This is a genomic window from Pseudomonas sp. GM50 (genome assembly GCF_000282375.1).
Lineage (GTDB): Bacteria > Pseudomonadota > Gammaproteobacteria > Pseudomonadales > Pseudomonadaceae > Aquipseudomonas.
Genome location: NZ_AKJK01000148.1, coordinates 1 through 13473 on the forward strand (window position 1 = coordinate 1; position 13473 = coordinate 13473).

The window sequence follows — 13473 nt, forward strand, 5'->3', positions numbered from 1 at the left end:
GCAGTTGCTGCACCAGCCAGTACTCAATTGGCTACGGCCGCACCTTTCGTAAGTGACCAGGCTGAAGCCAAAGGTTTTGTTGAAGACGCCAAGTTCGACTTGCTGCTTCGCAACTATTACTTCAACCGTGACAAGAAAGACCGCGCAGTCGACGACAAAGACTGGACCCAGGGTTTCCACGGTGTATTCAGCTCTGGTTACACCCAAGGTACTGTCGGCGTAGGTGTTGACGCGTTCGGTTACCTGGGCATCAAACTGGACGGCGAAGACAAGTACTCCGGTTCGGGCAACCTGAGCCGCGATTCCCAAGGCCGTAACCACGACGACTTCGGTAAAGCCGGTGGAGCCGTCAAACTTCGTGTCTCCAAGACTGAACTGAAGTTCGGTGAGATGCAGCCAAGCACCTCTCCAGTGTTCGCCGTCGGCGGCTCCCGCCTGCTGCCTCAAACCGCTACCGGTTTCCAACTGCAGAGCAGCGAAATCGCCAACCTGGACCTGGAAGCCGGTCACTTCTACTCGGCCTCCAGCCAGGACGAGATGAACAGCGACGGTGAGTTGCACTCCCAGTACGCGAGCTTTCCTGATGACGGTCAACCTGTAACCGGCAGGACCATGGACTATGCCGGTGGCAAATACGGCATCAACGACAACCTGAGCGTTTCGCTCTACGGTTCCAAGTTCAAAGACATCTGGAACCAGTACTACGCCAACGTGAACTATACCATTCCAATGGGTGGCACTCAGTCGGTCAACCTGGACGGTAACATCTACCGCACCACCGATTCCGGTAGCGCCAAAGCGGGCGACATCAGCAACACCACGTACTCGCTGGCAGCCGCTTATTCGTTCCTGAAGGCTCACACCGTTACTCTCGCCTTCCAGAAAGTTAACGGCGACACCCCGTTTGACTACGTCGGTGTAGGCGATAACAACCGTGGCGGCGACTCGATCTTCCTCGCCAACTCCATCCAGTACTCTGACTTCAACGCTCCAAACGAAAAATCTGTACAAGTTCGTTATGACCTGAAAATGGCTGAGTACGGCATACCTGGTTTGAGCTTCATGACCCGTTACGCTAAAGGCTGGGATATCGACGGCACCAAAATGGATGCCGATAGCCCATACCGCCTGTACGGCTACGGCGAAGATGGCAAGCACCACGAAACCAACCTCGAAGCTAAGTACGTAGTTCAGACAGGCCCTGCGAAAGATCTGTCCTTCCGCATTCGTCAGGCATGGCACCGCGCCAATACCGACCAGGCTGAAGGCGATATCAACGAGTTCCGTCTGATCGTCGACTACCCGATTTCGGTTCTGTAATTGCCGAAAGCCAGTTCGCGGTAATCAAAAAAAGGCCCATCTTCGGATGGGCCTTTTTTATTGGTTACAGCATTGTGTTCAATGGATCGGGCTCTTGCAGAACACGTCTGACCGAAAGGTCAAACATGAATCGAAAGACCGATCATTACACCGTTGCCGATTCCTGCATCACTCGAATAACCCGCTGCGGAAATGGAATATCAATACCGGCAGTCTTCAAACGATCGCGCGATTGCTCGTTAAACATGAACATCACATTCCAGTAGTCAGCGGTCTTCACCCACACACGCAGGGAAACAGTGATCGAACTGTCACCCAACATGGAAATTACCGCTTCCGGTGCCGGATCAGCCAATACTCGCGGATCCTTGGCCAGCTCCAGTAACACTTCACGGGCCTTTTGCAAGTCCGCCTCGTAAGCCACACCCACATCAAACACCACTTTGCGGGTCGGTTGACGGTTGGTGTTGGTGATGATGCCGTTCGACAGATTGCCGTTAGGCACGATGATGGTTTTGTTATCGCCGGTGCGCAGTACGGTGTGGAAGATCTGGATGCTGTCGACAGTACCGGCAACACCTTGGGCTTCGATCCAGTCACCGATGCGGAACGGGCGGAACAACAGAATCAGCACGCCGCCGGCGAAGTTCGCCAGGCTGCCCTGCAACGCCAGACCGATCGCCAGGCCAGCAGCACCGATCGCTGCGACGAAGGATGTGGTTTCTACACCGATCATCGACGCCACGCTAACGATCAGCAGAATCTTGAGGATGATGTTCGCCAGGCTGCTGATGAAACCTTGCAGCGCCAGGTCGGCGTTACGCAGCGCAATCAGGCCGCCGAGTTTTTGCGTCACTTTGTTGATCAGCCACCAGCCGATGGCCAGGGTAATCACCGCCAACAGCACACGGCTGCCGTATTCCATGATCATCGGAATCCAGGCTTGGGATGCCTTGACCAGGTTGTCCACTTCAGTATTCAAATCCATCTACATTCTCCCGGGTTAAGCACAATCAGGGTGGGAGCGAGCCTGCTCGCGAAGGGGGCATATCAGTCGAAATCACTATTGAATGACACACCGCTTTCGCGAGCAGGCTCGCTCCCACAAGGTTCCGCTTGAAAAGTCAGTCGCGGAAGTTGTTGAACTGCAGCGGCATGTCGAACGTCTTGGCGCGCAGGGCTGCAATCGCTTCCTGCAAATCGTCACGCTTCTTGCCGGTGATGCGCACTTGCTCGCCCTGAATGGCGGCCTGGACCTTGAGCTTGGCGTCTTTGACGTGAGCGACGATTTTCTTCGCCAGCTCTTTGTCGATGCCTTCCTTGAGGACCGCTTCCTGCTTCATCAACTTGCCCGACGCGTAGGCATCCTTGACTTCAAGGCACTGCACGTCGATCTTGCGCTTGACCAGGGCCAGCTTGAGGATCTCGATCATCGCTTCGAGCTGGAAATCGGCTTCCGCGGTCAGGTTGACGGTCAGGTCCTTTTCCTTGAACTCGAAGGTGCCTTTGCCTTTCAGGTCATAACGACGATCGAGTTCCTTGACGGCGTTCTCGACCGCGTTGGTGACTTCGTGTTTGTCCAGTTCGGATACCACGTCGAACGACGGCATGTAATCTCTCCAATAAAAAGGCACGCTCGATAACGATGGAGCGCGCTTGGCTTGCGGTTAAAATCGGGCTCATTATAACGGGTCTTTTCCAACCGATACTGCGAGCCTCACATGCCAGCGCCAAACCGAGCAAAAAGTTGATGTCTACCCCTTGGCACATTCTCGGCGCCGGCAGCCTCGGCACCCTTTGGGCCACGCGTCTGGCGCGGGCTGGCGTGCCAGTCAGGCTGATCGTGCGGGACGCGACACGCTTACAGGCCTATCAGACGGCGGGCGGTTTGACGCTGGTCGAACACGGCGAAGCGCAGCTGTATCCGGTGCCCGGCGAGACACCCGACAGCGACGGGCCTATCAGCCGTCTGCTGGTGGCCTGCAAAGCCTACGACGCCGAGAAAGCCGTGGCCCGGCTTGCCCATCGCCTGACTTCCGACGCCGAACTGATCCTGTTGCAGAACGGCCTTGGCAGCCAGGACGCGGTTGCGGCGCAGGTGCCTCAGGCGCGCTGTATCTTCGCCTCCAGCACCGAAGGCGCATTTCGCGATGGCGACTGGCGCGTGGTATTCGCCGGTCATGGCTACACCTGGCTGGGGGATGCCGGCCACCCGGTGGCGCCGATCTGGCTGGAGGACTTGAGCACCGCCGGTATTCCCCATGAGTGGAGCACGGACATCCTCACAAGGCTGTGGCGAAAACTGGCGCTCAATTGTGCGATCAATCCGCTGACCGTGCTGCACGAATGCCGTAACGGCGGTTTGCAGCAACATCATTGCGAAGTCGCCACTCTGTGTGCCGAGCTCACCGAGCTGCTTGAACGCTGCGGCCAGCCGGCAGCGGCGGAAAATCTCCGGGAGGAAGTCGAACGGGTGATCCAGGCTACCGCGGCCAATTTCTCCTCGATGTACCAGGACGTCGCGAATCAGCGCCGCACCGAAATCAGCTACCTGTTGGGCCATGCCTGCAAAGTCGCGTCGCGGCACCAGCTGAACCTGCCCCACCTCAATCAATTGCAGCAGCGCCTGATCGCCCATCTGCGCAGCCTTGGATTGCCCAGCGACTGAGCAGCGGCTACGCTGGCCACTTGTTCCTTTTCAGCGATGAACCTGATGCCATTGCGCCAGCGCCTTGAAAACCTTCCAGTCGGCCAGAAACTGCTGGCCGCCCTGCTGGTGCTGTTGACCACGGTTTTGCTGGTCGCCAACCTGACCTTTATCAGCGCCGCCTATTACATTTCCCAGGAAAGCATGGCCCCCCAAGCCTTGCAGACCATCGGCCGGCTGGTGTCCAACCCGAGCCTGATCTCCGAAGCCCTGAAGTCGCCGCAAACCGCCGAGCGCCTGCTCAACGAACTCAACAGCTATACACCGTTGCGTGCGGCCGCGCTCTATGACGGTAAAGGTGTGCTTTTGGCGCAGCTGCAGCAGGGCGACAAGCTCCAGCTGCCGGAGCATTTCCGGCACCTCGACGCCTGGCAAGCCATGGAGTTTCGCAGCAACCAAGTGATCACCCTGCCCCGCCCCGGCACCGAGCCCGGCCATCTGTTGTTGGTGGCCAGCAGCGAACTGCCGATGGCGTTCTACACCGGGACCCTGACCGCCAGTTTGGGGATTCTGATCTTCAGCGTGCTGTTGTGGCTGGTGATTGCCCGGCAGATCAAACGCCTGATTACCCGACCGATCCATCAGCTTGAAGAGTTGTCCCGGCAAGTCACCCGGGAAGAGAACTACGCCCTGCGCGCCTCTCGCGGCAACCACGACGAAATCGGCAGCCTCGCCGAAGCGTTCAACACCATGCTCTCGCGCATCGAGGCCCGGGAGCAGCAACTCAAGCGCGCCCGCGACGACTCCCAGGCCGCTTACGACCAGGCTCAGGGGCTGGCCGAAGAAACCCGTCACACCAACCGCAAGCTGGAGCTGGAAGTTCAGGTGCGCAGCAAGATCGAAAAGAAACTCACCGGTTTTCAGAACTACCTCAACAGCATCATCGACTCCATGCCGTCGGCGCTGATCGCCCTCGACGAGCAGCTCTACGTGACCCAGTGGAATCAGGAAGCCAGCGCCCTGTCCGGCACGCGTCTCGACGAAGCCTTGAACCAGCCGATCTTCCTCGCCTTCGAACCGCTCAAACCGTTCCTGCCGCAGCTCAGGCAAACCGTCGAGCAGCATACGGTGGCGAAGATCGAACGCGTGACCTGGCTCAAGGACGATGAGCCCAAGCATTACGCCCTGACGTTCTACCCTTTGATGGGCGGTGCCGGGCGCGGCGTGGTGATCCGGATCGACGACATCACCCAACGTCTGTCCCTGGAAGAAATGATGGTGCAGTCGGAAAAAATGCTCTCGGTCGGCGGCCTCGCCGCCGGCATGGCTCACGAGATTAATAACCCACTGGGCGCAATCCTGCACAACGTGCAGAACATTCGTCGGCGCCTCTCACCCGATCTGCCGAAGAACCTCGAACAGGCCGAGCAACTGGGCATCGAGCTGGAAACGGTCAACCAATACTTGAAAGCTCGCGAAGTGCCGCAGTTACTCGATGGCATTCAACAGGCTGGCGCCCGGGCGGCAAAAATCGTGACGCATATGCTCAGTTTCAGCCGCCGCAGTACCCGGCAGATGGCTCCTTGCGATTTGCCGGCGTTGATCGATCAAGCGGTGGAAATCGCCGGCAATGACTTCGACCTGGCCATCGGTTTCGACTTCAAGGGGCAGGCGATCATTCGGCAGTTCGATCCGGCACTGGGCCCGGTGCCCGGCACTGCCAACGAACTGGAACAGGTGCTGCTCAACTTGCTGAAAAACGCCGCGCAAGCCATTCACCAGCGCCCGGACGACCGCGAACCGGGGCGGATCATTCTGCGCACAAAACTGAATCCGCCATGGGCGGAAATTCAGGTCGAAGACAACGGCATCGGCATGAGCGAGAGCGTGCGCAAACGCACGTTCGAGCCGTTCTTCACCACCAAGGAAATCGGCCAGGGCACCGGTCTTGGGCTCTCGGTCTCGTATTTCATCATCACCAACAATCACAAGGGCCAGATGGAAGTGCAATCGACGCCGGGCCAAGGCACCTGTTTCACCTTGCGCCTGCCGTTGTCGGGCACTCCGGTGGTCTCTCAAGAACTCAATCAGCTGTCGAGGTAACCATGGGCTTTCGCTTGTCGAAGATTTACACCCGCACTGGCGACAAAGGCGAAACCGGGCTCGGCGATGGCCGCCGGGTGCCCAAGGACCATCCGCGCATCGAGGCCATTGGCGAAGTCGATACGCTGAACAGCCAGGTGGGTGTGCTGTTGGCCGGGTTGGCGGCGCAAAGTGATACGTATCCGGGGTTGAACGAAGTGATCGAGGTGTTGGCGCCCTGCCAGCATCGGTTGTTCGACTTGGGTGGCGAACTGGCGATGCCGGTGTATCAGGCACTGAACACGGCAGAAATCGAGCGTCTGGAAGCGGCGATCGATGTGTGGAATGAAGAGTTGGGGCCGCTGGAGAATTTCATTCTGCCCGGCGGTTCAGCGCTGATCGCCCAGGCTCACGTATGCCGCTGCCTGGCGCGCAGCGCCGAGCGCCGGTGTCAGCAGTTGAATGCGATCGAACCGCTGGCCGGGGTTGGCCTGGCGTATATCAATCGGTTATCGGATTTGTTGTTTGTGGCGGCGAGGTTGATTGCCAAGCGTCAGGGGATTGCCGAGATTTTGTGGCAAGCGGCTGCGAAACCCCAAGTTTAGTCGGCGTCTTCAAGGACGCCTTCGCGGGCAAGCCTCGCTCCTACAAGGACGGCGTTGTTGCCAAATCCTGTAGGAGCGAGGCTTGCCCGCGAAGAGGCCAGTAGCCTCAACGCAAAATCAAGCCTCAGGCCAAAACGCCCGAATCCCCGCCACACCCTGCGCTCCCGCTTCCCAGGCTTTTTGCCGCTCCGCCGGCCCCACCCCGCCGAGCAAGAAAACCGGTTTGCTGAAGCCCTCGATCAGGGTCGACGCCTGCTCCCAACCCAATGGCAGCGCATCCGGGTGAGTCTGCGTAGGCTGCACCGGCGACAGGGTTACGAAGTCCACGCCCATCTGCTCGGCCAGTGCCAGTTCCTCAGCATTGTGGCAAGACGCTGCCAACCAGCGCGACGCCGGTAGCGGACGCCCGGCCGCCGCGTACTTGCGCAACTGCTGCGACGTGATGTGCCAACCGGCGGACGGGAAGTCCCCCAGCCATTCAAACGGTCCCTTGATCATCAACTGCGCCTTGCCGGCACACAGCCCCGCCGCGTCCACCGCCAGATCGCGGTATTGCGGGTCGTAGCCGTTGGGCGCGCGCAACTGAATCAGCTTGATGCCACCAGCGATGGCTTTCTGGATACCGCGCAGCAAGGCCGGGGTTTCCAGGCCCTCCGGGGTAATCAGGTATTCGCCGGGCAAGCGTGCAGCGGCGACGATCGGTTGGTTGGCGGCCGGAAATTCGTAGTCCACCAGTTCCCGCGCGGTCACCCAGGCCAAAGGCTGACCTTCGGCGCCATGGGGTTCGCCGGTAAATGCCGAGACTTCCCAGACATCCAGCAACACCTGCTTGTCCGGATAATCGTGGCGAACCTTGATCATCGGTCGCGCGGTATTGACCACGATGCCCAACTCTTCGTGAAGCTCGCGAGCCAGGGCCGTCTCGACGGACTCGTCATCCTCGACCTTGCCACCGGGGAACTCCCACAAACCGCCCTGATGCTGGGTGTCGGCACGGCGGGCAATGAGGATTTTGCCGTTGCTATCGCGGATAACCGCGGCTGCTACATGGACTCGTTTCACCGCTCTATTTCCTCCAGACCCGCCTTCTGCCAAGCCTTGAAGGCTGGCCATTGGTAGATGGTTTCGACATAGGCCGCGTCGGCCTCGGGCAGTTTTACCTGATAGGTGCGCAGGCGTACGGCGATCGGTGCAAAAAACGCATCGGCCAGGGTCGCGCCGCCAAACAGGAACGGGCCGGTTTCAGTCGCGGCGGCGCGACATTCAGCCCACAACGCCAGCATGCGCTCGATTTCAGCCTGAACCTCAGGCGGGGTCGGCGACAGTGGCGCATCGTGGCTCAAGTCGAACGGCATATTGCCGCGCATGGCGAAAAAACCACTGTGCATCTGCGCACACGCCGAACGCGCCTGGGCGCGGGCGGCAGTGTCTTTGGGCCAGAGGCCGGCATCGGGGAATTGTTCAGCCAGGTATTCGGCAATCGCCAGGGAATCGGCGATGGTGCCGTGCTCGGTTTTCAGCAGCGGGACTTTCCCGGTCGGCGAATGCTTGAGCACGCGCTCGCGAGTGTCCGGCTGGTTCAGTTTGATCAGTTCTTCGGTGTAGGCCGCGCCGGTCAGGTCGAGGGCCAGTGCGGCGCGCAGGGACCAGGAGGAATGCAGTTTGTCGCCGATGATCAGGTGGAGGCTCATGTTCGGGACCTTTTTATGAAGGAAACAGGCCAGCCTATGCAGCGACTGGCAGACCGTCATCGCGAGCAGGCTCGCTCCCACATTTGATCCTGCCGAACACAAATGTTGTATTCACTGGAGATCTATTGTGGGAGCGAGCCTGCTCGCGATTGCAGCGACTCGGTCTAACGAGTGATCAAGTACGGTACTCGGCGTTGATCTTCACGTATTCGTGGGACAGGTCAGTCGTCCAGATGGTTTCGCTGCAATCGCCGCGACCCAGCTCGATGCGGATGGTGATTTCTTCCTGCTGCATCACTGCCGCGCCCTGGGCTTCGGTGTAGGTGGCGGAGCGAGCGCCGCGGCTGGCGATGCACACGTCACCGAGGAATACGTCGATTTTGCTCACGTCCAGGTTCGGTACGCCGGCACGGCCCACGGCGGCCAGAATGCGGCCCCAGTTCGGGTCGGAGGCGAACAGCGCGGTCTTGATCAGCGGCGAATGGGCCACGGTGTAACCGACGTCCAGGCACTCCTGGTGATTGCCGCCGCCATTGACTTCCACGGTGACGAACTTGGTCGCGCCTTCGCCATCGCGCACGATGGCCTGGGCCACGTCCATGCAGACTTCGAACACTGCTTGTTTCAGCAAAGCGAACAGCGGACCGCTGGCTTCGGTGATTTCCGGCAGTGCTGCCTGACCGGTGGCGATCAGCATGCAGCAGTCGTTGGTCGAAGTATCGCCGTCGATGGTGATGCGGTTGAACGACTTGTTGGCGCCGTCCAGCAGCAGGTTTTGCAGCACGTCACGCGAGACTTTGGCGTCGGTGGCGATGTAGCCGAGCATGGTCGCCATGTTCGGGCGGATCATGCCCGCGCCTTTGCTGATGCCGGTAACGGTGATGGTCACGCCGTCATGCTGGAACTGACGGCTGGCACCCTTGGGCAGGGTGTCGGTGGTCATGATGCCGGTGGCGGCGGCTTCCCAGTTATTGACCGACAGATCGTCGAGGGCGGCTTGCAGCGCGCCTTCGATTTTTTCGACCGGCAGCGGCTCGCCGATCACACCGGTGGAGTACGGCAGCACCAGGCTTGCATCGACGCCAGTCAGCTCAGCCAGTTTGGCGCACGTGCGCTCGGCGGCTGCCAGGCCTGGTTCGCCGGTGCCGGCGTTGGCATTGCCGGTGTTGGTCAGCAGGTAACGTACCGGGCCTTGCACGCGTTGTTTGGCGAGGATCACGGGAGCGGCGCAAAAGGCGTTCAGGGTGAACACGCCCGCCACTGTGGAACCTTCGGCACAGCGCATGACCACGACATCCTTGCGCCCCGGGCGCTTGATGCCGGCCGAGGCGATACCGAGTTCAAAACCGGCAACCGGGTGCAACGTTGGCAAAGGACCAAGACCAACAGCCATGAATGCGCTCCTTAATAAATGATGTCTGCACCGCCGTCGGGGCGTCGGTGGTTTAAATGGCAAAACGCCGCGACGGCATAAGCCGGTCGCGGCGCGGGTATTTCAGCGTACGAAACGGGTTTACTGGATCTGCCCGTGGCAATGCTTGTACTTCTTGCCCGAACCGCAGTAGCACAGCTCGTTACGGCCCAGCTTCTGCTCGTTGCGTACCGGTGCGGTGGCGAGGGCTACATCGACCTCTTCACCCAACACTTGCGGTTGCTCCAGGCCAGGTGCTTCGTCGTGCTGGAACTGCATGCGCGCAGCCAGTGCCTCGGCTTCCTGACGCAGGCGAGCTTCTTCTTCGATCGGATCTTCGCGGCGAACCTGAACGTGCGACAGCACACGAATCGAGTCGCGCTTGATCGAATCCAGCAACTCGGAGAACAAGGTGAAGGACTCGCGCTTGTATTCCTGCTTCGGGTTCTTCTGTGCATAACCACGCAAGTGGATGCCGTGACGCAGGTGATCCATGGTCGACAGGTGGTCTTTCCACAGGTCGTCCAGTACACGCAGAACGATTTGCTTCTCGAAGGTGCGCAGTGCTTCGGCACCGGCCTGGTCTTCTTTCTCGTTGTACGCGGCGATCAGCTCGTTCATCAGCTTCTCGCGCAGGGTTTCTTCATACAGGTGATCGTCTTCGTCCAGCCACTGCTGGATTGGCAACGCCACACCGAAGTCGCTCTGCAACGCCGCTTCCAGACCGGCCACGTCCCACTGCTCTGGCAGCGATTGCGGTGGAATGTGCGCGCTGACGGTGGCGTTGAGCACGTCCTGACGGAAATCGGCGATGGTTTCGCCAATGTTGTCGGCGGCCAACAAACTGTTACGCATGTGATAGATCACTTTACGTTGTTCGTTGTTGACGTCGTCGAACTCGAGCAGTTGTTTACGGATGTCGAAGTTACGGCCTTCAACCTTGCGCTGAGCTTTCTCGATGGCGTTGGTCACCATGCGGTGCTCGATCGCCTCGCCGGACTGCATGCCCAGCGCCTTCATGAAGTTCTTCACCCGGTCAGAGGCGAAGATGCGCATCAGGCTGTCTTCCAGCGACAGGTAGAAACGACTGGAACCGGCGTCGCCCTGACGACCGGCACGACCGCGCAACTGGTTGTCGATACGGCGCGATTCGTGACGCTCGGAAGCGATCACCTGCAAGCCGCCCGACTCCAGCACTTGCTGGTGACGTTTCTGCCAGTCGGCCTTGATCTGGGCAATCTGCTCCGGAGTTGGATCTTCCAGGGAGGCGACTTCAACTTCCCAGTTACCGCCCAACAGAATGTCGGTACCACGACCGGCCATGTTGGTGGCGATGGTCAGTGCGCCCGGACGACCGGCCTGAGCAATGATTTCGGCTTCTTTTTCGTGGAACTTGGCGTTCAGAACCTTGTGTTCGATGCCTTCCTTCACGAGCAGGCTGGACATGTGCTCGGACGTTTCGATGGTGGCGGTACCCACCAGCACCGGACGGCCCTGAGTCATGCACTCCTTGATGTCGTTGATGATCGCCGCGTATTTCTCTTCGGCGGTCAGGAACACCAGGTCGTTGTAGTCTTTACGCGCCAACGGTTTGTTCGGCGGGATGACCATGACCTGCAGGCCGTAGATCTGGTGGAACTCGAACGCTTCGGTGTCTGCGGTACCGGTCATGCCGGACAGCTTGTTGTATAGACGGAAGTAGTTCTGGAACGTGGTCGACGCCAAGGTCTGGCTCTCGGCCTGGATGTTCAGGTGTTCCTTGGCTTCGATGGCCTGGTGCAGGCCTTCGGACAAACGACGACCCGGCATGGTACGGCCGGTGTGTTCGTCGACCAGCACGACCTGACCGTCCTGCACGATGTATTCGACGTTGCGATTGAACAGTTTATGCGCACGCAGGCCGGCATAAACGTGGGTCAGCAGGCCCAGGTTGTGCGCCGAATACAGGCTCTCGCCTTCAGCCAGCAGGCCGACGCGGGTGAGCATGTCTTCGATGAACTGGTGACCGGCTTCGTTGAGTTCGACCTGACGGGTCTTCTCGTCGACGGTGTAGTGGCCAGCCTTGGTGACTTCACCTTCGACTTCTTCGACGTGCAATTCCAGCTGCGGGATCAGGTTGTTGATCTCGATGTACAGCTTGGAACTGTCCTCGGCCTGACCGGAAATGATCAGCGGGGTACGGGCTTCGTCGATGAGGATGGAGTCGACTTCGTCGATCACGGCAAAATTGAGTTCGCGCTGGAATTTTTCTTCCATGCTGAACGCCATGTTGTCGCGCAGGTAGTCGAAACCGAATTCGTTGTTGGTGCCGTAGGTGATGTCGGCGGCGTAAGCGGCGCGCTTCTCTTCCGGCGGCTGGAATGGGGTGACCACGCCGACCGTCATGCCGAGGAATTCGTAGAGCGGACGCATCCAGTTGGCGTCACGGCGGGCCAGGTAGTCGTTCACCGTCACAACGTGCACGCCCTTGCCGGACAGCGCGTTGAGGTAAACGCCCAGTGTTGCCACCAGGGTCTTGCCTTCACCGGTACGCATTTCCGCGATCATGCCTTCATGCAAGGTCATGCCGCCGATCAGCTGGACATCGAAGTGGCGCATACCCATGACGCGCTTACCGGCTTCGCGGGCGACCGCAAAGGCTTCTGGCAGCAGTTTGTCGAGGGTTTCCCCTTTGGCGAGGCGGGCCTTGAACTCGTCGGTCTTGGCACGCAATTGATCGTCCGAAAGGGCTACCATTTGCTCTTCGAAGGCATTGACGAGCTGCACCGTCTTGAGCATGCGTTTGACTTCACGCTCGTTCTTGCTTCCAAAAAGTTTCTTTAACAAAGGCGCAAACATATCGGCAGGATCTTCCACACTAAAGGGATGGAGGGCGGCCCCGTGAGTCGCCCGTGCAGCCCTCATGGCCGCATGCGAACGAGCATTCTACCCGGAAACGATGGTGAGGAAAGTGGCGTTATTCCACGATGCATGCACTGCGCTGTGACGGGGCTCACTTAAAATAAGGGCTTTTTGCTGAACTTCAACCCATCGAGGGCACAAGTTACTCGTTGATTTAATGGGTAAAGCGCTCGCAAAGCAATGGGTCGGGGGCAACGGGTGCTTTCTGTTACCATGGCCGCTCTGTTACTTCAGGTGTTCGATCATGGCATTTCGCCCTCTCACGGCCAGAGCACCCGCCGTTCTGCTTCGCGAAGCCAAACCGCTGAAAGCCATCTTTGGCCATGCTCAACGCCTGGGTCATTTACAACGTCTGGTGGAAAGCCAGTTGCAGCCGGCGGCCCGCGAACATTGCCATGTGGCGTCGTGGCGCGAAGGCAGTTTGCTGCTGATTGTCACCGACGGTCACTGGGCCACCCGCCTGCGTTATCAGCAAAAGCGTCTGCAACGGCAGTTACAGCTGTTCGACGAGTTCGCCAGCCTGACGCGGATTCTGTTCAAGGTTCAACCGCCTACCGTTCAGCAAGGGGCTGTGGGACATACGATAAATTTGTCGACCGATGCGGCGGCGACCATTCAGGCGACGGCCGATGGAATTACCGACCCGAACCTGCGGGCGGCCCTCGAACGCCTGGCGGCGCACGCCAAACCCAAAACCTGAAATTGACACATCCCCTGTAGGAGCGAGCGGTGCGGCGATCCGACTTGCCCGCGAAGAGGCCCTTGAGGCCGCCAAAAGCTTCGCGGGCAAGCCTCGCTCCTACAGGTTTTGTGTCG

General features: G+C 59.4%; 11 protein-coding genes. 5 read left to right on the plus strand and 6 right to left on the minus strand.

Annotated features, from left to right (window positions below; all coding sequences use genetic code 11):
- Nucleotides 1-1320 (plus strand): OprD family porin (locus tag PMI30_RS00315; RefSeq protein WP_008015204.1); only part of this gene is annotated, 1320 nt, incomplete at its 5' end.
- A gap of 145 nt (nucleotides 1321-1465) precedes the next feature.
- On the opposite strand, the gene PMI30_RS00310 is transcribed toward PMI30_RS00315, so the two are convergent.
- Nucleotides 1466-2308: a mechanosensitive ion channel family protein gene (locus PMI30_RS00310; protein ID WP_008015206.1), complete on the minus strand. Its 843-nt coding sequence runs from the start codon at nucleotides 2306-2308 to the stop codon at nucleotides 1466-1468.
- Nucleotides 2309-2444: 136 nt separating this feature from the next.
- Nucleotides 2445-2930, minus strand: a complete 486-nt coding sequence (locus PMI30_RS00305) for a YajQ family cyclic di-GMP-binding protein (protein WP_007906601.1) — start codon at nucleotides 2928-2930, stop codon at nucleotides 2445-2447.
- A 140-nt stretch (nucleotides 2931-3070) separates the two neighbouring features.
- On the opposite strand from PMI30_RS00305, the gene PMI30_RS00300 reads away from it, so the two are divergent.
- Genes PMI30_RS00300 through PMI30_RS00290 form a run of 3 tightly spaced genes read left to right on the plus strand, consistent with a single transcriptional unit; the run spans nucleotide 3071 to nucleotide 6654 of the window.
- A complete protein-coding gene (locus PMI30_RS00300; protein WP_008015208.1) occupies nucleotides 3071-3988 on the plus strand; it encodes a putative 2-dehydropantoate 2-reductase in 918 nt (305 codons plus the stop codon).
- A gap of 45 nt (nucleotides 3989-4033) precedes the next feature.
- Nucleotides 4034-6070 (plus strand): sensor histidine kinase, encoded by a 2037-nt coding sequence (locus tag PMI30_RS00295; RefSeq protein WP_032836329.1) that lies wholly within the window; start codon nucleotides 4034-4036, stop codon nucleotides 6068-6070.
- 2 nt (nucleotides 6071-6072) lie between these two features.
- Nucleotides 6073-6654, plus strand: a complete 582-nt coding sequence (locus PMI30_RS00290; protein WP_007906604.1) for a cob(I)yrinic acid a,c-diamide adenosyltransferase — start codon at nucleotides 6073-6075, stop codon at nucleotides 6652-6654.
- Nucleotides 6655-6771: 117 nt separating this feature from the next.
- Here PMI30_RS00290 and PMI30_RS00285 read toward each other — a convergent pair whose 3' ends face one another.
- The 4 genes from PMI30_RS00285 to secA all read right to left on the minus strand — a co-directional run bounded on the left by PMI30_RS00285 (nucleotide 6772) and on the right by secA (nucleotide 12594).
- Nucleotides 6772-7716: a Nudix family hydrolase gene (locus PMI30_RS00285; RefSeq protein ID WP_008015213.1), complete on the minus strand. Its 945-nt coding sequence runs from the start codon at nucleotides 7714-7716 to the stop codon at nucleotides 6772-6774.
- Complete coding sequence (locus PMI30_RS00280; RefSeq protein WP_032836325.1) at nucleotides 7713-8345, minus strand: glutathione S-transferase family protein; 633 nt, start codon at nucleotides 8343-8345, stop codon at nucleotides 7713-7715. The genes PMI30_RS00285 and PMI30_RS00280 overlap by 4 nt, the downstream gene beginning before the upstream one ends.
- Nucleotides 8346-8520: 175 nt before the next feature.
- A complete protein-coding gene (argJ, locus tag PMI30_RS00275) occupies nucleotides 8521-9738 on the minus strand; it encodes a bifunctional glutamate N-acetyltransferase/amino-acid acetyltransferase ArgJ (protein WP_008015216.1) in 1218 nt (405 codons plus the stop codon).
- A 120-nt stretch (nucleotides 9739-9858) separates the two neighbouring features.
- A complete protein-coding gene (secA, locus tag PMI30_RS00270) occupies nucleotides 9859-12594 on the minus strand; it encodes a preprotein translocase subunit SecA (RefSeq protein WP_032836327.1) in 2736 nt (911 codons plus the stop codon).
- A 307-nt stretch (nucleotides 12595-12901) separates the two neighbouring features.
- Between secA and PMI30_RS00265 the strand changes: the two genes are divergently transcribed.
- Nucleotides 12902-13357 carry a DUF721 domain-containing protein gene (locus tag PMI30_RS00265; RefSeq protein WP_008015220.1) on the plus strand — a complete coding sequence of 152 codons (456 nt, stop codon included), beginning with the start codon at nucleotides 12902-12904 and terminating at the stop codon, nucleotides 13355-13357.
- The last annotated feature ends 116 nt before the right edge of the window (nucleotides 13358-13473 follow it).